The organism is Pseudoalteromonas sp. SG43-4, from assembly GCF_014164325.1.
Taxonomy (GTDB): domain Bacteria; phylum Pseudomonadota; class Gammaproteobacteria; order Enterobacterales; family Alteromonadaceae; genus Pseudoalteromonas; species Pseudoalteromonas distincta.
Window position 1 is genome coordinate 78,006 of record NZ_JACJFB010000009.1, and the last position, 17,440, is coordinate 95,445.

The window sequence follows — 17,440 nt, forward strand, 5'->3', positions numbered from 1 at the left end:
TAACCTTATTAGCTAAAGCAATTTGCTTTTATAAGATCAGTGATTATTTGTTGTGATGGTTTTATTTTTTCCATCGCTAAAAATTCATCAGGCTGGTGTGCTTGGTTAATTGAGCCTGGGCCCATTACAATCGTTTCACAACCGAGTTGCTGGATAAACGGCGCTTCAGTGCAGTAATTTACTGCGACCGCTTTTTGCCCCGCTATTTTTTCAGCCATTTTTACTAAAGCACTGTCGGTGCTCCCACTAAATGCCGGTATTGGTTCATGTAAATCAATAACGCTCACCGCATTTGGGTATTGCTGATTTATCTCTTTCGTTGCATCGAGTACTAATGCTTGTAGTTCTTGTACACTTAAACCTGGTAATGGGCGCATATCTATATGCATTTCACAGCAACCACAAATTCTATTCGCGTTATCGCCGCCATGAATATTACCTAAGTTTAATGTTGGATAAGGGATTTCGAAGTGGTTTATTGAATACTTATGCTTTAATTGTTCTTTTAAGATCATCAATTTTGTAATCACTTTATGCATTACTTCAATGGCGTTAAGACCACGTTCGGGATCGGAGCTATGCCCAGAGCGACCAACCACTCTTATTGCTGTACTCATATGGCCTTTGTGCATAAATACTGGCGTCATATCAGTAGGTTCGCCTATTATACAACGCGCAGGTTTTAAATTCGGGTGCTTACATATTTGTTGTGCACCAGCCATCGTTGTTTCTTCGTCGGCGGTGGCAAGGATTAAAATAGGCTGAGTTTGCTGCTTTTCATCAAGTTCACTAATCGCTTGTAATACAAAAGCAAAAAAGCCTTTCATATCAATACTTCCTAGCCCATACAATTTGTTATCGAGTTCGGTAAGTTTAAATGGATTATGATTCCAACGACTGTCATCAAAAGGCACTGTGTCGGTATGACCAGCTAGCATTAATCCGCCATCACCTTCTCCGCGTTTTGCTAATAAATTATAGCGCCCTTTACCTCCTTCTAATTCTATAATTTCACACGTAAAACCGATTGTTTCGCACCAACTGGCTAGGAGTTCAATTACGTTTTTATTGCTCATACACAGGTTGTCTTCAATAGCACTAATAGAAGGGGCTGCAATCAATTGTTGGTACATGGAAATAAACGAAGGCAAAGGCATAAAAAAATCCAAAATTATTATTCAATTTAATTGCATAACAATATAAAAGTATTTATGATGAATATCAATTCACTTTTTAAGCATAAATATATTAAAAGTAACGCCATGAAAATAATGCGACGATAATCAAAATTCATTAATAAAAAAGACTTAATTAGCGTCTAAGCTAGTTTAAGCGAACATTATAGATAAGTAGTAATTAATTTTAAGATAACGAGTAACAAATGAATGTAGTGATTATTGGCGCAAGCGGATACAGCGGCGCAGAGTTAGCAAGTTTAGTTGCTAAGCATCCAAACTTAACTTTAACAGGCTGTTATGTATCTGAGGGTAGCTTAGATAAAAATAAATTGCTAAGTGATTTATACCCAGAGCACCTTGGCTTACTAGACTGCCCTTTACTTCCTCTTAGCGTATCAGCTTTTGATGACATTCAAAGTGATGCTGATTACGTATGCTTATGTACCGATCACAAAGTAAGTGTTGATTTAGCGCCGCAATTTTTAGCTATGGGTAAAAAGGTATTTGATTTATCTGGTGGCTATCGTTTAGCAAGCAATGACGACTACGTTACTTACTATGGTTTTGAGCATCAACATCCAGAGCTTTTAAATGAAGCGGCTTACGGTCTAGCTGAGTGGAACCATGATGCTATCGCTAATGCAAAGCTAATTGCTGTTGCAGGTTGTTACCCAACAGCAGCGCTTAATGCGCTAAAACCGCTTAAGCAAGCAGGCTTATTGAGCAGCGAAAGTATTATTATTAATGCGGTTTCGGGCGTTACAGGCGCAGGGCGTAAAGCCAGTGTAGGAACACATTTTTGTGAAGTGTCGCTTGCACCTTATGGTTTGTTTAACCATCGCCACGGCCCTGAAATTGAACAACACCTTGGCCACAAAGTGTTGTTTACACCGCACTTAGGTAGCTTTCCGCGCGGTATTTTAGAAACTATTTATGTACAGCTTAAGCCAGGCGTTACCAAGGAAAACGTTGCATCGGCTTATCAAGTACTTTCGAGCGAGCCATTAATTCGTTTATTAGGCGATAAAGTACCTTCAATTAAAGGTGTAGCTAAGCAGCCATTTGTTGATATTGGCTGGCAGCAACAAGGAACGCAGTTAATTGTGATGTCTGCTATTGATAACTTATTAAAAGGCGCTGCTGGACAAGCTTTGCAGTGTATTAATATTTCTATGAATTTAGATCATACCACTGGTTTAAGAGGAGCGTTTTAAATGAGTAAAAAAACGTGGGTAATTAAGCTAGGTGGTGCAGTACTTAATACAGAAAATGCAGCAAAAGCGTTGTTTGATGTATTAAATGAGCAAACAAATGATGAATTTGTCATTGTACATGGCGGTGGCGCTTTAGTTGATACATGGTTAAAACAAGCGGGTTTTGCCAGTGCTAAACACCAAGGATTACGTATTAGCCCAGCAGAGCAAATGCCTTATATAGTGGGTGCGCTTGCAGGTTGCGCTAATAAACAATTAATGACTCAAGCTATTAGTGCTGGGCACAAGCCTGTCGGCTTAAGTCTTTTTGAGGCAGGTGTTACTGCCACTCAAAAGCTAAAAGCGCTTTGCTTAGTGGGTAAATGTAAAAGCAACGACGATTCTATTGTTAATGATTTACTTAAAATCGGTCGCCTACCCATTGTTAGCTCTATAGGCTTTGATGAGCAAGGGCTTTGGTACAACGTAAATGCAGATGAAGCTGCAGCGGCTATTGCTAGTAACTTAAATGCTGAGCTTATTTTTATGACGGATGTTGAAGCAGTGCTTGACGAAAATAAACAGCCGTTACATCAACTTGACACAAAACACATTGATACTTTAATTACAAATGGAGTAATTGTGGGCGGGATGGAGGTCAAAGTTAAGACCAGCCTTCACGCTGCCCAACATTTACGACGCGGTGTGTATATTTCCAGCTGGCAAAAGCCAGAAAATTTAACTGCTCTGCTACAAGGCGAGCATGTCGGAACTAAGATTACACCATAGGTTTATTATGTTTGAGAATTTTTTAACGGGTTTAGAGTTAGACCAAGAAGGCGCACTTAATTTATTAAAGTTAGCGCAAGATATAAAAGCAAAACCAGAAAAATACAGCAACGTATTAGCGGGAAAATCAATCGTAACATTGTTTGAAAAACAAAGTTTACGTACTCGCTTATCGTTTGATATAGGTATTAACCGCCTTGGTGGCCATGCAGTTTATTTAGATCAGCAAAATGGCGCTATGGGTGCACGTGAATCAATTAAAGATTTCGCACTTAATATTTCTACTTGGGCCGATGGTATTGTTGCACGCGTAAATCAGCACAGCACATTAACTACATTAGGTGAATACGCATCAGTACCGGTAGTAAATAGTTTGTGTGATTTATACCACCCATGCCAAGCGCTTGCTGATTTTTTAACGCTTCAAGAAGTTCACGGCGATGTGAGCGAGCTTAAAGTGGCTTACTTAGGTGAGGGCAACAATGTAACTCATTCATTAATGCTTTTAGCGGCAACGCTTGGCACTGATTTTGTTGCTGTAACGCCAAAAGGCAGCTCGCCTGATTCGCAAATCCTTAAAAAGGCAGAGCAAATAGCGGCAATGAATGGCGCATCAGTGATGGTAAGTGACCGTGTTGAAGCGGCTGTTGGTGCAAACGTTGTATATGCAGATACTTGGGTATCAATGGGTGATACAACACCGCTTGAGCAAGTTAAAGAAAAATATATGCCTTATCAATTAAATCAGGCATTGCTAGATCAAACAGGTGCAACTACGGTATTACATTGCCAACCGGCACACCGTGAATTTGAAATTACCTCTGAGGTAATGGATGGTCCAGCATCGAAAATTATTCAACAAGCAGAGAATCGCATGCACGCGCAAAATGCTTTGCTAGTTACATTACTAAATCCAAATTTTGTTAAGGAACACCTATGAGTTCAATTAAAAAAGTCGTTTTAGCCTATTCAGGTGGTCTTGATACATCGGCTATCGTGCCATGGTTAAAAGAAAACTACGGTTGTGAAGTTGTTGCGTTTGTAGCGGATGTAGGTCAAGGCGCAGAAGAACTTGAAGGCGTAGAAGCTAAAGCAATCGCTTCAGGTGCTTCAGAATGTTACGTAGTTGATTTAAAAGATGAAATGGTAAGTGATTACATTTATCCAACACTTAAAACGGGCTCGATTTACGAAGGTACTTATTTACTAGGTACGTCTATGGCGCGTCCTATTATTGCTAAAGCACAAGTTGAAATTGCACGTAAAGTAGGTGCTGATGCACTTTCTCATGGTTGTACTGGTAAAGGTAATGACCAAGTTCGTTTTGAATCATGTTTTGCAGCCCTTGCTCCAGATTTAAAAGTAATTGCGCCATGGCGTGAGTGGGACTTATCGAGTCGTGAATCATTACTTGATTACTTAGCAGAGCGTGACATTCCGTGTTCAGCATCTGCTACAAAAATTTATAGCCGTGATGCTAACGCTTGGCATATTTCGCACGAAGGTGGTGAGCTTGAAGATCCATGGTGCCAACCAACTGAGCAAGTATGGACTTGGACTAACTCTCCAGAGCAAGCACCAGATAAATCAGAACTAGTAACTTTAAAAGTTGTTGAAGGCGAAGTGGTTGCTGTAAATGGCGAAGAACTTAAACCATATGACTGTTTAGTTAAATTAAACGATATTGCATCGCCTCATGGCGTTGGACGTGTTGATATTGTAGAAAACCGTTTAGTAGGTATGAAGTCACGCGGTTGTTATGAAACACCAGGTGGCACAGTAATTATGGCTGCGCTTCAAGCCATTGACGAGCTAGTGCTTGATAAAGCAAGCCGTAAATGGAAAGAAGTACTAGGTGGTGAATTTTCACATTTAGTATACGACGGACGTTGGTTTACACCACTTAAAGATTCTATTTTAGCTGGTGCAGAAGCACTTTCTAAAGTGGCAACAGGTGAAGTGGTACTTAAGCTATATAAAGGTCAAGTAGCTGCGGTTCAAAAGCAATCACCAAATAGCTTATACAGCGAAGCATTTGCTACATTTGGCGAAGATGATGTGTATGACCAGTCACACGCTGAAGGCTTTATTCGTTTATTCTCGCTTTCAAGCAGAATTTCAGCATTGGCTAAAAAGTAAATTATTTATAGCCCCTTATAAAAGGGGCATTACAGGGTTTGGAGAGATTTCATGGCATTATGGGGCGGACGTTTTTCTACGGGTCCAGATGAGGCGTTTAAGCAATTTAACGACTCTCTTCCCTTTGACTACCAGTTAGCAGAGCAAGATATTATTGGCTCTGTGGCATGGGCTGGTGCACTTGAACAGGTAAATGTACTTTCAAGTGATGAGCATACAAAATTAGTTGCTGCATTAAATGAGCTACTTGAAGAAGTTAAAGCTGATCCACAATCAGTTGCTACTTCAGGTGCAGAAGACATTCATTCACATGTTGAAGCTGCTCTAATTGAAAAAGTAGGTGATTTAGCTAAAAAATTACATACAGGCCGAAGCCGTAATGACCAAGTTGCCACCGATTTTAGACTATGGTGCCGTGATACAGCCGATCATTTACTAGATGCCATTGCACAGCTAAAAGGCGAATTTGTAGCGCTTGCAGAGCGAGAGCTTGGCACAATATTGCCAGGTTACACGCATTTACAGCGCGCACAACCAGTATTGTTTAGCCACTGGTGTATGGCGTATGTAGAAATGCTAGAGCGCGATGAAAGCCGCCTGCAAGATGCTAAAGCGCGCATGAATTTTTGCCCATTAGGCAGTGGTGCATTAGCAGGTACAGCTTATCCGATTGATCGCCAAGCATTAGCCCACGGATTAGGTTTTACAGCGGCTACAAAAAATAGCCTTGATGGCGTATCTGATCGTGACTTCGTGTTAGATCTTTTAAGTTGTGCGTCTATTTCGATGATTCACTTATCTCGTATGTCTGAAGATCTGATTTTTTATAATTCGGGTGAAGCCGGATTTATAGAGCTTGCTGATAACGTCACGTCAGGCTCATCGCTCATGCCTCAGAAAAAAAATCCTGATGCACTCGAGCTTATTCGCGGTAAAACCGGACGTGTATTTGGTGCATTTAGCGCTATGATGATGACATTAAAAGCGTTGCCACTTGCATACAATAAAGATATGCAAGAAGACAAAGAAGGCCTGTTTGACGCTATGCCAACATGGCTTGCATGTATTCATATGGCGCAAGCGTGTATTAAAGGCGTAAAAGTAAATGGTGATAAAACGTTAGCAGCGGCAAAAGGCGGCCACGCTAATGCCACTGAACTTGCTGATTACTTAGTTGCTAAAGGTGTGCCATTTAGAGAAGGGCATCACATTGTGGGTGTACTTGTACAGCTTGCGATTAGCGAAGGTAAAACGCTTGAGGAGCTATCACTTGAACAGTACAAATCAGTAAACACTGTATTTGAAGACGATGTTTACCCAGTACTTGAAATTGATGCTTGTATAAAAGCGCGTCAAGCGCTTGGTGGGACGTCTATTGAGCAAGTAACTAATGCTGTTAAAGAAGCCAAAAAAAAACAGCAAATAACGGTACGTGATGCAAATTTAGATGATGTAGAGGCAATTGCCACACTTATACAGCACTGGGCAACGGTAGGCGAAAACCTGCCTCGTGCAAAAAGCGATATGGTGCACTCCATTAACGAGTTTGCCGTTACTGAAATAAATGGAAAAGTGTCAGGTTGTGCATCGTTATACATTTACGATACCGGCCTTGCTGAAATACGCTCATTGGGTATAGACCCAAAAAGTAAAGTGACGGGGCAGGGTAGACAGCTTGTAGAGCACCTACTTGCTAAAGCCAAAAAATTGGCACTTAACCGAGTTATTGTATTGACCCGTGTCCCCGATTTCTTTGAACAACAACGTTTTACTTTTTGTAGCAAAGACTCTTTGCCTGAAAAAGTAATGAAAGATTGTGAACTTTGCCTTCGTAAAGAAAATTGTGACGAAGTAGCAATGGAATATATTTTGAAGCTAAGTACACGTGCGGAGATCCCGTGTAAATACGTAGCTTAAACTCCCTGGATACAAAAAACGTACGGTTATCCCTGTGCGTTTTTTTATATTTGCAGTAAACTGGTCGGAGCTGTTTGGTTTGATTATATTTTTGAGTGAATTTTAATGCGTCAAAAAAAGTTGGCACATTGATTGCTAATTATTAGGTAGATAGCAAAATAGCTATCACTGCTTAAAACAGGTAATGCATTTATCTACATAATAATGTGGTTAAAAGTTGCACCAAATATAATTAAAACTTTTACAAGGATCAATCACATGCAAGTTTCAGCTAATAGCCAATTACAAATGCAAGCATACAACAAAACACAACAATTAAAGCCTGCAATGGAACAAACTGCTAGCCCTAAAACCCTGCAATCTGATACAGTGAGCTTTTCTCAAGAGGCTATTGCTGCAGCTGGTGCAGAATTACAGCGCGGTGGTGGTATGATACCTATAAAACCTAAGTGATTAATTAAGGTTATAAATGTTTTTAACTGAGTTTTTTGGCTTTTTTTCCCTTTCTGCATTTACAATGTGGGGGTTTTTAATGGCATTTTTTTTCAATGTCTTTGTTTACTCCCTAAATGTAAAAAGAGATACAAACCTATTGTTCAGTTCGTTTGTAATGATGGTTTCTTATACACTATCAGATTACTTCTTTACATGGCTGTCGATAAAAACTACAGTATATTTGGATTGGGCAATATATGATGTCCTAACTATTCTAATTCTTTCTGTGAGCCTAGCCTGTAAGAAAAAAACCTCCGTTTCATTCATATACTTGACCGTAGGACTATCGATAAATTTAACTTTTTTTCTTTTGATGTATTTTGATTTATATGTACATCAAAACAAAGAACGGTGGTTATTATGGGACATTTACGCAGTTTCAGTTAATATTATAGACGTAATAATGATTGTTGCACTTATTGTTGATAGAGACTTTCTCGGTCTTCATAAATTAAAAAATAAAACTATCAACTACTTCAAGTCAAACGATACCCATAAAGTAACCTAACTTAAATGTACGTTACTGAAGCCCTAATGGATTATGTAGAAGCTTTCTCTCAATGGGGATTTTTAATGGCTTTCTTATACTGTTTAGCTTCCAGTATAAATAAAGAAAATAAATCCTCGGTTTATTTATCAGCGCTTATGCTCTGCTCATATATTTCTAGTGGTTATATAAACTTATTAGAAAGTTTATATTTAAATTGGGCGCTCTACGATTTTATTACAATTTTAGCTTTGTTAACTTTACAGTACTTCAAAGTGCTCCAACGTTCTGCAGCTTTTCACTTCATAATAATTTCGTTAACGATAAATGCAGTACTTACCTTAATACTGCACTATGATCTATATGTCTTGTATAATATTGAGCCTTGGTGGTATTGGAGTTTTTATTCGATAGGTGTTAACTCTATAGATACTCTAATGATGCTTTCATTAGTACTCAATAGGAACATTATACAGATGCTACATTTAAAAGCCTTCAAATTAAACTTGAAAAAGTCGTAAAATAATGGGTGAACTTTTGGTAAGTCCAACAGTGTCATTGTACATAGGTGCATTTGTACAATGGGGATTCCTTATGGCATTTTTATACTCCCTTGCTCATTCGATTAATAAGTCTAATAAAGAAAGAGTTTATTTGTCTTTAGTTATGAGTATTTCATATTCATTTAGTATATTTACAAATCTTAATACGGTAACTTATCTCGATTTTTTATTTTCCGATACTTTAACTCTCCTAGTTATTATTTTCCTTAGGTGGCTCTGGCATGGTGGTATTACCTATTTATATATTATTACTGGTTTAGCTATAAACTCAACTCTGCATTTTCTCATGCATTACGACATCTATATATCAAATAATACAAGCTACTGGTGGCTTTGGAATGCTTACGTAATAGGGGTTAACGCTGCTGATTTCATAATGGTAGCTATATTTTTTATAAACAAAGATTTTTTAGCTTTAGCTGCAATTAAAATATGGTTCCACAATAGTATTATGAAAAAGGAATAGAAGTAGTGGCTGATATACTTTGGGGTCTGGTAGATTTAGGATATAACGTAGCAATACTATTTACATGGTTCTTCCTAATCGCATTTTTATATAACCTATCAGCGAGTATTAATAAAAATGATAAAAGTAGAGCGCATCTTTCATTTATAATGATGGTTTCATATATATCTAGTCTTTTTATGGATCCACTGATTGAAAATCCTCACCTAAATTACTTCTATTATGATCTTGCTACTATTAGCGCCCTGATACTTTGGCGATTTATATATAAAAAATTAGTACCAATTGCTTTTGACTATTTAATTGTAGGGCTTTTTATTAATGCATGTTTATTTTTAGGTATGCATTACGATATTGAAATTGCAGGTACTCTTTACTATTGGTGGTTTTGGACAGTTTATATTTTTGGAATGTATTTTGTCGACTTTACAATGGCATTGGTATTAATCATCAATAAGGATATTTTAGGTTTGTATAAACTAAAAGGGTGGTTGCGAAATAATAAATTCATAAAGGGGCATGATGGCTGACATACTGTGGGATCTGGTAGCGATTAGAGATTATGTAGGTATATTTATTACATGGTTCTTTGTAATTGCATTTCTTTATAATTTGTCAGCAAGCATAAACAGTCCCTATAAAAATACAATGTACCTTTCTGGTATTATGATGATTTCGTATACCTTAAGTACACTGTTCGATATGGTTATAGTGTCTCACTTAAACTATTTTTACTTCGATATTGTAACTCTAATTATTATTTTTACGTTTCGGTACTGCAGTTGTGGCCCAATTCCTAACGCATTTTATTATCTTGTTTTTGGTTTGAGTATTAACGCATCTTTATTTTTAGCTATGCATTACGATATAGAGGTTTTAGGTACTCTATATTATTGGTGGTTTTGGAACGTTTATGTATTTGGTATGTACTTTACAGATTTGATAATGCCATTAGCGCTTATCTTTAACAAAGATTTTTTAGGTCTAGTTAAGCTTACTAAATTTTTAACTGAAAAATTTAAAAGGTCACGCAATGCTTGATTTTTTATGGCAGCTGGCTGGTTTATACGACTATATAACCATTTTTACTACATGGTCTTTTGTACTCGCTTTTTTATATAATTTGTCTGCAAGCATTAACAAGTCTGACAAAAGCTGCACACAGCTTGCATTCATTATGATGGTATCTTACACCTCTAGTATTTTTATGGATCCCTTGAGCAAGACACCCCATTTGACCCTTTTTATATTTGATATCGTAACTATATTTTTTCTGATTATATGGCGGATATACTTTAGTAAAAATCTCCCCGTAGCCTTTTATTATCTTTTAGTCGGACTTAGCTTTAACGCATTTGTTTTTTTTGGAATGCACTACGACAGTATTGTTTTAGGAAATTTAGACTACTGGTGGTTTTGGGCCTTATATGCAATAGGGCAAATAATTTTTGATTTAACGATGCTTTTAGTTCTCCTAATTAATAAAGATTTTTTAGGTTTGGTTGCTTTAAAACGGTATTTACTTAATCGTATAAAAAACACTCATCAAAAAGTTGAATAGAATGGAGGATCTATTTTGGCAATTAAATTCAGTTAACGAATATTTTGGAATACTTATTACATGGCTGTTTGTTTTTGCTTTTTTGTTCACTCTATCAATTGCCATTAATAAGCAAGATAAAAGCCGAGTTCACCTTAGCTTTATTATGATGGCTTCGTATACATCTAGTTTATTTATAGACATAACTACCGCAGCTCCGCATTTAAAGATGTTTATATTTGATGTACTAACAATTGCCGTTATTTTTATGTGGCGTATTTTTTTAGGATGTAAAATACCGTACGGATTTTATTATCTTATTGTAGGGCTTGCTATCAATGCCTCACTGTTTATGAGCATGTATATTGATAATACTCTTTATGGCAATTGGGACTTTTGGTGGCTGTGGATGCTGTATGGTTTTCTTATGCCTATTATTGATATCACTATGGCACTAATATTAATTATCAATAAAGATTTGCTAAAACTTGTTTGGTTAATTAAAAAATTAAAATCATCATCTATACAAAAGCCGAATTAGCGCATACAAGTTATGCGCTAATTCGGGAAGTGTTATTGGGCACCACAGCCCAATTTAGTTTTTAGCGCTTTGACAATTACAGGGTCTACAAACTCGCTTACATCACCATTGTGACGTGCTACTTCTTTAACGAGCGTTGATGAAATAAATGAATTTCGCTCTGCGGGTGTTAAAAATACACTTTCTAAATCAGGATTCAGGCGGCGGTTCATGTTTGCTAATTGAAATTCATAGTCAAAATCAGATACAGCCCTAATACCACGAATAAGCACATTAGCATTGTGATCGCGCGCAAGGTCAGCCAATAAGCCAGAAAAACCAATGACCTTAACATTATCTAAGTGACTTAAAATAGAGTTTGCAAGTTCAACACGTTCTTCAAGGCTAAAACAGGGTTTTTTACTTGGGTTGTTCGCAACCGCAACTAATACGGTATCAAACATTTTAGCTGCACGTTGAATAAGATCTGTATGACCATTGGTTAGTGGATCAAAGGTGCCGGGGTAAATTGCAATAACTTTCATAATGTTCACTATTTATGATTTTAGCGCTAGTTTAACAGTGTTTATGCCACAAAGCAGCCTAGCGAATAGAGCATATAAACACTTACTTTCTTTGAACAGGTCAGTCCAAGGTTTGAGTGTTTTAATGATTCATATTTGTTTATACTGTTTACCTCTTTTGAGTGTAATGTAGCCTATAGATAATTTGAGTATTAGCATATGAATACCAAGGATAAAATAATACACACCAGTATTTTGTTGTTTAACGAAAATGGTGAGCGTGCAATAACGACAAATCATATTGCATCAAACTTAGGGATGAGCCCGGGTAATCTTTATTATCATTTTAAAAATAAAGAAGACATTATCCGTCATATTTTTGCGCTGTATCGCGATCATTTAAATACTCACTTTAAACCTATTAATAAAGATGATGATGCATTTAATCATTTAACGGCTTATTTAGATTCGTTATTTGAATTAATGTGGCGTTACCATTTTTTTTACGACAATCTTGGCGATATACTCGCCAGAGACACTGAGCTAAAACAAGCTTACATTGATTTTCAGTTAGAGTTATTAGAGCAAGTTCGTAAAATTATTCTAGGTCTTCGCGATAGTGAAATGATTGCTATTGATGAGCAAGATGTCATTGATTTAGCCCATACACTAAAGTTAACTGTTAGTTTTTGGACGCCTTATATTAAGGCTCGTAGGCCAAGCGGTACCCTTGCTGAGCAAGATATATATCACGGTATTTTAAAAGTACTTACATTATTTAGAGCGTACAGTACCGATAAAAGTATCGATAAAATGAACCTGCTACGCGAAAAATACACCGAGTTAGCACAACAAGCCTTAGGGGCTGTGACCCTTCAAGATTAAAATTTTTCAATTTAGGAGCAATTAAATCGCGATGCGAGATTTGTAAGCCAGTAGGGTAACTGCTCCTGCGTTACCTTACTGACTAAATCTATGTAGGCAACAAAGAGTTAATTGCCCTAAGGCAGAATCCTTCGAGCAGCGTATGTTTAGCATTTATGCTACGTTATCGCCTATTTATAGGGAATAACCACGCTACATAGGCTCTGCCTTGCTAAAATACCAAATACACTGCTGCAAATTTAACCTCGAAAGATAAACAGGCCCTCGCGGTTGCTTAGTCGATAATTATTGGTTGTTTCCTAGACGCTGAATTTTTTGCTATAATCGCGCGCCAAATGCCTGGGAGCGCGAATTCCCGCAGTCTAAGAGTGAACTATGCTTAAATTTATCGTCAAACTACATCCTGAAATAGCCATCAAAAGCCGTTCGGTCCGTAAACGCTTTACTAAAGTGTTAGAAAATAACATTAAGATTGTATTGCGACGTCTTGACGAAAAAGTACAAGTAAGAAATAACTGGGATAATATTTCAGTTGTTACAAAGCTTGAAGATGCACAAGTTCGCCTTGATTTTATCGACAGCCTTAAACGCATACCTGGTATCGTTCAGTTTATTGAAGTAACTGAGACGCAATTTGAAACTCTCGATGATATCTATCAAAAAACAATAGCGTTAGTGGGTCATACAATTGTGGGTAAAACCTTTTGTGTGCGTGCTAAGCGTATAGGCCAACACGACTTTACCTCGACTGATTTAGAGCGTTATGTTGGTGGTGGGCTAAATCAACATATTGAAGGCGCAAGCGTTAAGCTTAGCCGTCCAGAAGTGACAATACGCTTAGAAGTAAAAGATGATAAAGCTTATATTGTTTCGCAAACGCATTTTGGTATGGCGGGCTTTCCACTACCAACGCAAGAAGACGTGCTTTCGCTTATGTCGGGTGGTTTTGACTCTGGCGTAGCAAGTTACCAAATGATTCGTAAAGGCGCACGAACGCATTTTTTATTCTTTAATCTAGGTGGCGCAGCGCACGAGATTGGTGTTAAGCAAGCGAGCTATTTTTTATGGAAAAAATACAGCTCAACACATAAAGTTAAATTTATAACAGTTGATTTTGAACCTGTTGTTGCTGAAATTCTAGAAAATGTTGAAAACAGCCAAATGGGTGTTGTACTTAAACGTATGATGATGCGAGCAGGAAGTGTAGTGGCTGAAAAGTTAAACATTCAGGCGCTTGTCACTGGTGAAAGTATTGGCCAAGTATCTAGTCAAACATTAGCGAACTTAAGCGTGATTGACCGCGTTACTGAAACGCTTATTTTACGCCCGCTAATTCAAAATGATAAACAAGAAATTATTAATCTTGCTCGCCAAATTGGTACAGCTGAAATGGCTGAAACGATGCCTGAATATTGTGGTGTTATTTCTAAAAAACCGACAGTTAAAGCCAAAATTGAAGTAATAGAAGCCGAAGAAGAAAAGTTCGATTTTGATGTGCTAGATACCGTAGTAAATAACGCGCGCATAATGGATGTACGCGATATTGACGTAGAAGCAAAGCAAGAGCTAAAAGAGGCTGAGTCGGTTGCTGATTTACCTGCAGGCTCTGTAGTAATTGATATTCGCTCACCAGAAGAAGAAGAAGCTGCACCGCTTGTAATCGATGGTGTTGAAGTGGTGCATTTGCCGTTCTTCCGTTTAGCTACTAAGTTTGGTGATTTACCAAAAGACACTGACTACTATTTATATTGTGACAGAGGCGTAATGAGCCAACTACAGGCACTTATGCTGCACGAACAGGGCTTCGAAACTGTAAAAGTTTATCGCCCGTAAAGTTAAAAGCTTATATAAGCGTGGTTTATACCACGCTTTTTTTTGCCTGAATTTTGACTAACAACTCATCGTTGTAAGGCGTTGGAATACTGTAAAGTTTACCTTGTTGGCTAATATAGCCACATATAGCTGATATTTCAGTTTCTCTATTGTGAGCTATATCTTGCTGCATTGATGAGTAATTATTTGCGGTTAACTCCATTATTTTATAAGCGGTATTGAGAGCTTTAATTAATGGGATATTAAGCCCTTGAGCCTTTGCAATATTGCATGCTTCAGTGAGTGCATTAAAAATTATTGTATTGTACTTAGGTGCACGTAATTCGCCATTTTTTACATTACTTAAAGCGCTTAATGGATTAATGGCAATATTGACGAGTAGCTTTTCAAAACGAAGCTGCTGAATGTTATTAGTAAACTTTAGGTTGGGTATTACTTTAAAAATATCAGCTATTGGCGCACTATTTTGAAGTGCAAGCTCATTACAGCCACCAATAACGCTTTGTCCTTCACCTGTGTGTTGCACAATATATTGGTTTGATTTAAAGCCCGCTATGCTTGTCGTTAAAAAGTAGAGTGCTTGATGGGTGTTTAGCTGGTTATTTATCTCATCAACGTTGCCCATTCCATTATGCGAAAGTACAACAGAGCAATGTGTCGGTAAAAATGGCTTTATTTGAGAAAACGCATCAAGCACTTGAAAAGCTTTAACGGTAAATAAAATTACATCAAATTCAGTTGCTTTATCTAACTGATTTAATGAAATAAATTTTGCATTAATTTTTTTTGATGCACCCTTAGCTCTGCTGTAAAAGCGGGTGTTTGTTGGGTTTTTACGAGTTAAAACACTGACATTATGCGATGCGCTCAAAAAGTGGCTCAGCAATAAGCCAATAGCGCCATCGCCAACGATTAAAATATTAGCCATGTGGGTTCTTTTTTCGAGGTGTAAAAATTACTCTAAGTAAAAAGTAGCTTGCAGCACCTGCAAAATCAGCAAAAAAATCACCAAGTGATGCTTGCCTATAAGGTAGTGCGTCTTGCATTATTTCTATCGAGGCGCCATAGCCTGCTAATAAGAGTATTTGAGCATATAAAGGAAGCTTAAAAGCCTTATCCATTATTATGGCTAATATAAAAAAAATCCCAAAATGGGCGACTTTATCAACATGAGGGAATAAATTTACAACGCCACCTTTTATTTCTTTAGCAAATAAAAAGGTGAAAGCCACTATGCTGATTAAAAAAACTGCTTGATAAACACGCCTTGTCACGACAAATCCTAAAATCGCTTAAAAAAGAGGCGCAAGTATATCAAACTAATTTAGTATCGCACCTGAACAAGATGCAGAAAAATGTAAAGATTTATAATTTTAGCGTTATAATTGCCACATAAAATTAAGATTAAATAGTTAGGAGTATACTAATGCCTTCATTTGATATTGTATCTGAAGTAGAAATGAACGAAGCTAAAAATGCGGTTGATAACGCAAACCGTGAATTAGAGACTCGCTTTGATTTTAGAGGCGTTGATGCATCTATTGAGCTAAACGATAAAACAATTAAGCTTAAAGCAGAAGCTGACTCTCAAGTTATGCAGTTGTTCGATATTTTAGCGGGAAAAATTTCAAAGCGCGGTATGGATGTAGCTAGTTTAGAACTTCAAGATATTAGCCGTGCAGGAAAAAATGTATTTCGTAACGTTGGGTTAAAGCAAGGTATCGAAAAAGACATGGCCAAAAAAGTGGTTAAAGCCATTAAAGATTCAAAAGTTAAAGTACAAGCCGCTATTCAAGGCGAAGAAGTGCGTGTGACAGGTAAAAAGCGTGACGATCTTCAAGAGGCAATGCAGGTAGTACGCAGTGCCGATTTAGGTCAGCCTTTTCAGTTTAAAAACTTTCGCGACTAATTTATAAACTGTTTTTAATAAAAATGCTTTAATTTGTCTATATTTGCAGACAGATTAAAGCTACTTAATTTTTTACAACTTTCCCACCTTATCCTCTCGTAGTTCTGCATGTATTAATCCACCTTTTGATATTTAAGCTATTATATTTAATTGAATATAATAAAAATTTCACTCTAGAAGGTATTAAAATGAGACCCCATCAATTATTTCTGTTATTTGTTTTGCTTATATTTACCAAGCCAAGCTTATCAAAGCCAGTTGATATTGATGTATTGGTCGAAGATGGCTACTTTCCGATTATTATTAACGCGCAAAAAAAGCAGGGCTTTGCTCCTGAGTTTATTAATATTTTAAACGACGCACAGGAGGAATTTAACTTTATACTTATTTCTTTACCTGTAAAAAGGCTTACTTTGTCTGTTGAAAAAAATAACTTCGACGTTTTATTTTTAATGGCAATGCAATGGCTGCCAAAAACAACGCAGAAAAACATTGAAAAAACTGAATTTTATACCATCACCAAAAACGAGCTTTATACACTCAAAGAGAATGCATCAGAACAAACTTATTTTGACAATCTGGACAAATTAACCAAAGTTGGGGTTTTAGGGTACTCGTATCAATTTGCAGGATTTAATACAAATGCCGAATACTTGAGAGAAGAGCACCAGGTAAGCCTTACAATCGATGAATTCAATGTAGTTAAAATGCTGCTATTAAGGCGCGCTGAAGTCGGGGTTTTAAACAGTATTGCTTATCAGTATTTTAAAAAGCAGAATATCTTAAATATGGATTTACTATTTAAGAGTGACGTACCAGATGCAGTGTATGAAACACATTTTTTGATTAACTCACAATCAAATAAAATATCTAGTCGCAAAATGGATGAAATATTAAATTTACCTACTACACAAATGCAACTTCAGAAGCTACTTGATAAGTACGGTATTCCTTCAAGCTATAATAATACAGCACTGAACTGAAATAGCTTTTAGCTATATA

18 protein-coding genes are annotated in these 17,440 nt (G+C 37.0%); 14 read left to right on the plus strand and 4 right to left on the minus strand.

Translation table 11 applies throughout. The features are described 5' to 3' along the window. Window positions 1–8: 8 nt before the first annotated feature. The gene (argE, locus tag H5160_RS10725) at window positions 9–1,157 is read right to left on the minus strand and encodes an acetylornithine deacetylase (protein WP_149602219.1); all 1,149 of its coding nucleotides are present in this window, start codon (window positions 1,155–1,157) and stop codon (window positions 9–11) included. Window positions 1,158–1,381: 224 nt separating this feature from the next. On the opposite strand from argE, the gene argC reads away from it, so the two are divergent. From argC to H5160_RS10775, 10 genes are all read left to right on the plus strand, one after another. Next, window positions 1,382–2,392, plus strand: a complete 1,011-nt coding sequence (gene argC, locus H5160_RS10730; protein ID WP_182721462.1) for an N-acetyl-gamma-glutamyl-phosphate reductase — start codon at window positions 1,382–1,384, stop codon at window positions 2,390–2,392. Continuing rightward, window positions 2,393–3,160 (plus strand): acetylglutamate kinase, encoded by a 768-nt coding sequence (gene argB, locus H5160_RS10735; RefSeq protein ID WP_002958765.1) that lies wholly within the window; start codon window positions 2,393–2,395, stop codon window positions 3,158–3,160. Window positions 3,161–3,167: 7 nt separating this feature from the next. Further along, complete coding sequence (locus H5160_RS10740; RefSeq protein WP_002958764.1) at window positions 3,168–4,100, plus strand: ornithine carbamoyltransferase; 933 nt, start codon at window positions 3,168–3,170, stop codon at window positions 4,098–4,100. Continuing rightward, complete coding sequence (locus H5160_RS10745) at window positions 4,097–5,299, plus strand: argininosuccinate synthase (RefSeq protein ID WP_182737432.1); 1,203 nt, start codon at window positions 4,097–4,099, stop codon at window positions 5,297–5,299. The genes H5160_RS10740 and H5160_RS10745 overlap by 4 nt, the downstream gene beginning before the upstream one ends. 51 nt (window positions 5,300–5,350) lie before the next feature. Continuing rightward, window positions 5,351–7,216 (plus strand): argininosuccinate lyase, encoded by a 1,866-nt coding sequence (gene argH, locus H5160_RS10750; protein ID WP_149602222.1) that lies wholly within the window; start codon window positions 5,351–5,353, stop codon window positions 7,214–7,216. Window positions 7,217–7,474: 258 nt separating this feature from the next. Continuing rightward, window positions 7,475–7,669 carry a hypothetical protein gene (locus tag H5160_RS10755; protein ID WP_101164309.1) on the plus strand — a complete coding sequence of 65 codons (195 nt, stop codon included), beginning with the start codon at window positions 7,475–7,477 and terminating at the stop codon, window positions 7,667–7,669. A gap of 1,054 nt (window positions 7,670–8,723) precedes the next feature. Next, window positions 8,724–9,227, plus strand: coding sequence for a hypothetical protein (locus H5160_RS10760; RefSeq protein WP_182695711.1), 504 nt, complete (start codon window positions 8,724–8,726; stop codon window positions 9,225–9,227). Window positions 9,228–9,232: 5 nt separating this feature from the next. After that, window positions 9,233–9,757: a hypothetical protein gene (locus H5160_RS10765; protein WP_182695710.1), complete on the plus strand. Its 525-nt coding sequence runs from the start codon at window positions 9,233–9,235 to the stop codon at window positions 9,755–9,757. 503 nt (window positions 9,758–10,260) lie between these two features. Then, window positions 10,261–10,788 carry a hypothetical protein gene (locus H5160_RS10770; RefSeq protein ID WP_182716084.1) on the plus strand — a complete coding sequence of 176 codons (528 nt, stop codon included), beginning with the start codon at window positions 10,261–10,263 and terminating at the stop codon, window positions 10,786–10,788. Between the two features lies 1 nt (window position 10,789). Next, window positions 10,790–11,308 carry a hypothetical protein gene (locus H5160_RS10775; protein WP_182716085.1) on the plus strand — a complete coding sequence of 173 codons (519 nt, stop codon included), beginning with the start codon at window positions 10,790–10,792 and terminating at the stop codon, window positions 11,306–11,308. A gap of 32 nt (window positions 11,309–11,340) precedes the next feature. Here H5160_RS10775 and coaD read toward each other — a convergent pair whose 3' ends face one another. Then, window positions 11,341–11,832 (minus strand): pantetheine-phosphate adenylyltransferase, encoded by a 492-nt coding sequence (coaD, locus tag H5160_RS10780; protein ID WP_182716086.1) that lies wholly within the window; start codon window positions 11,830–11,832, stop codon window positions 11,341–11,343. 198 nt (window positions 11,833–12,030) lie between these two features. Here coaD and H5160_RS10785 point away from each other — a divergent pair, with 198 nt between their 5' ends. Next, on the plus strand, window positions 12,031–12,696 hold the full coding sequence (locus H5160_RS10785; RefSeq protein WP_165744837.1) for a TetR/AcrR family transcriptional regulator: 666 nt from the start codon (window positions 12,031–12,033) through the stop codon (window positions 12,694–12,696). 375 nt (window positions 12,697–13,071) lie between these two features. Further along, the gene (gene thiI / locus H5160_RS10790) at window positions 13,072–14,529 is read left to right on the plus strand and encodes a tRNA uracil 4-sulfurtransferase ThiI (RefSeq protein ID WP_024595947.1); all 1,458 of its coding nucleotides are present in this window, start codon (window positions 13,072–13,074) and stop codon (window positions 14,527–14,529) included. A 25-nt stretch (window positions 14,530–14,554) separates the two neighbouring features. On the opposite strand, the gene H5160_RS10795 is transcribed toward thiI, so the two are convergent. After that, window positions 14,555–15,457 carry a ketopantoate reductase family protein gene (locus tag H5160_RS10795; RefSeq protein WP_024595948.1) on the minus strand — a complete coding sequence of 301 codons (903 nt, stop codon included), beginning with the start codon at window positions 15,455–15,457 and terminating at the stop codon, window positions 14,555–14,557. After that, window positions 15,450–15,803, minus strand: coding sequence for a VanZ family protein (locus H5160_RS10800; RefSeq protein ID WP_002958754.1), 354 nt, complete (start codon window positions 15,801–15,803; stop codon window positions 15,450–15,452). The genes H5160_RS10795 and H5160_RS10800 overlap by 8 nt, the downstream gene beginning before the upstream one ends. Before the next feature lie 152 nt (window positions 15,804–15,955). On the opposite strand from H5160_RS10800, the gene H5160_RS10805 reads away from it, so the two are divergent. Beyond that, entirely contained in the window at window positions 15,956–16,438 is a 483-nt protein-coding gene (locus tag H5160_RS10805) for a YajQ family cyclic di-GMP-binding protein (RefSeq protein ID WP_002958753.1), read from the plus strand. A 188-nt stretch (window positions 16,439–16,626) separates the two neighbouring features. After that, on the plus strand, window positions 16,627–17,421 hold the full coding sequence (locus H5160_RS10810; protein WP_024595949.1) for a hypothetical protein: 795 nt from the start codon (window positions 16,627–16,629) through the stop codon (window positions 17,419–17,421). The last annotated feature ends 19 nt before the right edge of the window (window positions 17,422–17,440 follow it).

What these genes read in the sequence shown, in the direction of transcription:
- argE (WP_149602219.1), bottom strand. Translation starts at nt 1,157, where the DNA reads ATGCCTTTGCCTTCGTTTATTTCCATGTACCAACAATTGATTGCAGCC.
- argC (WP_182721462.1), top strand. Translation starts at nt 1,382, where the DNA reads ATGAATGTAGTGATTATTGGCGCAAGCGGATACAGCGGCGCAGAGTTA.
- argB (WP_002958765.1), top strand. Translation starts at nt 2,393, where the DNA reads ATGAGTAAAAAAACGTGGGTAATTAAGCTAGGTGGTGCAGTACTTAAT.
- H5160_RS10740 (WP_002958764.1), top strand. Translation starts at nt 3,168, where the DNA reads ATGTTTGAGAATTTTTTAACGGGTTTAGAGTTAGACCAAGAAGGCGCA.
- H5160_RS10745 (WP_182737432.1), top strand. Translation starts at nt 4,097, where the DNA reads ATGAGTTCAATTAAAAAAGTCGTTTTAGCCTATTCAGGTGGTCTTGAT.
- argH (WP_149602222.1), top strand. Translation starts at nt 5,351, where the DNA reads ATGGCATTATGGGGCGGACGTTTTTCTACGGGTCCAGATGAGGCGTTT.
- H5160_RS10755 (WP_101164309.1), top strand. Translation starts at nt 7,475, where the DNA reads ATGCAAGTTTCAGCTAATAGCCAATTACAAATGCAAGCATACAACAAA.
- H5160_RS10760 (WP_182695711.1), top strand. Translation starts at nt 8,724, where the DNA reads ATGGGTGAACTTTTGGTAAGTCCAACAGTGTCATTGTACATAGGTGCA.
- H5160_RS10770 (WP_182716084.1), top strand. Translation starts at nt 10,261, where the DNA reads ATGCTTGATTTTTTATGGCAGCTGGCTGGTTTATACGACTATATAACC.
- H5160_RS10775 (WP_182716085.1), top strand. Translation starts at nt 10,790, where the DNA reads ATGGAGGATCTATTTTGGCAATTAAATTCAGTTAACGAATATTTTGGA.
- coaD (WP_182716086.1), bottom strand. Translation starts at nt 11,832, where the DNA reads ATGAAAGTTATTGCAATTTACCCCGGCACCTTTGATCCACTAACCAAT.
- H5160_RS10785 (WP_165744837.1), top strand. Translation starts at nt 12,031, where the DNA reads ATGAATACCAAGGATAAAATAATACACACCAGTATTTTGTTGTTTAAC.
- thiI (WP_024595947.1), top strand. Translation starts at nt 13,072, where the DNA reads ATGCTTAAATTTATCGTCAAACTACATCCTGAAATAGCCATCAAAAGC.
- H5160_RS10795 (WP_024595948.1), bottom strand. Translation starts at nt 15,457, where the DNA reads ATGGCTAATATTTTAATCGTTGGCGATGGCGCTATTGGCTTATTGCTG.
- H5160_RS10805 (WP_002958753.1), top strand. Translation starts at nt 15,956, where the DNA reads ATGCCTTCATTTGATATTGTATCTGAAGTAGAAATGAACGAAGCTAAA.
- H5160_RS10810 (WP_024595949.1), top strand. Translation starts at nt 16,627, where the DNA reads ATGAGACCCCATCAATTATTTCTGTTATTTGTTTTGCTTATATTTACC.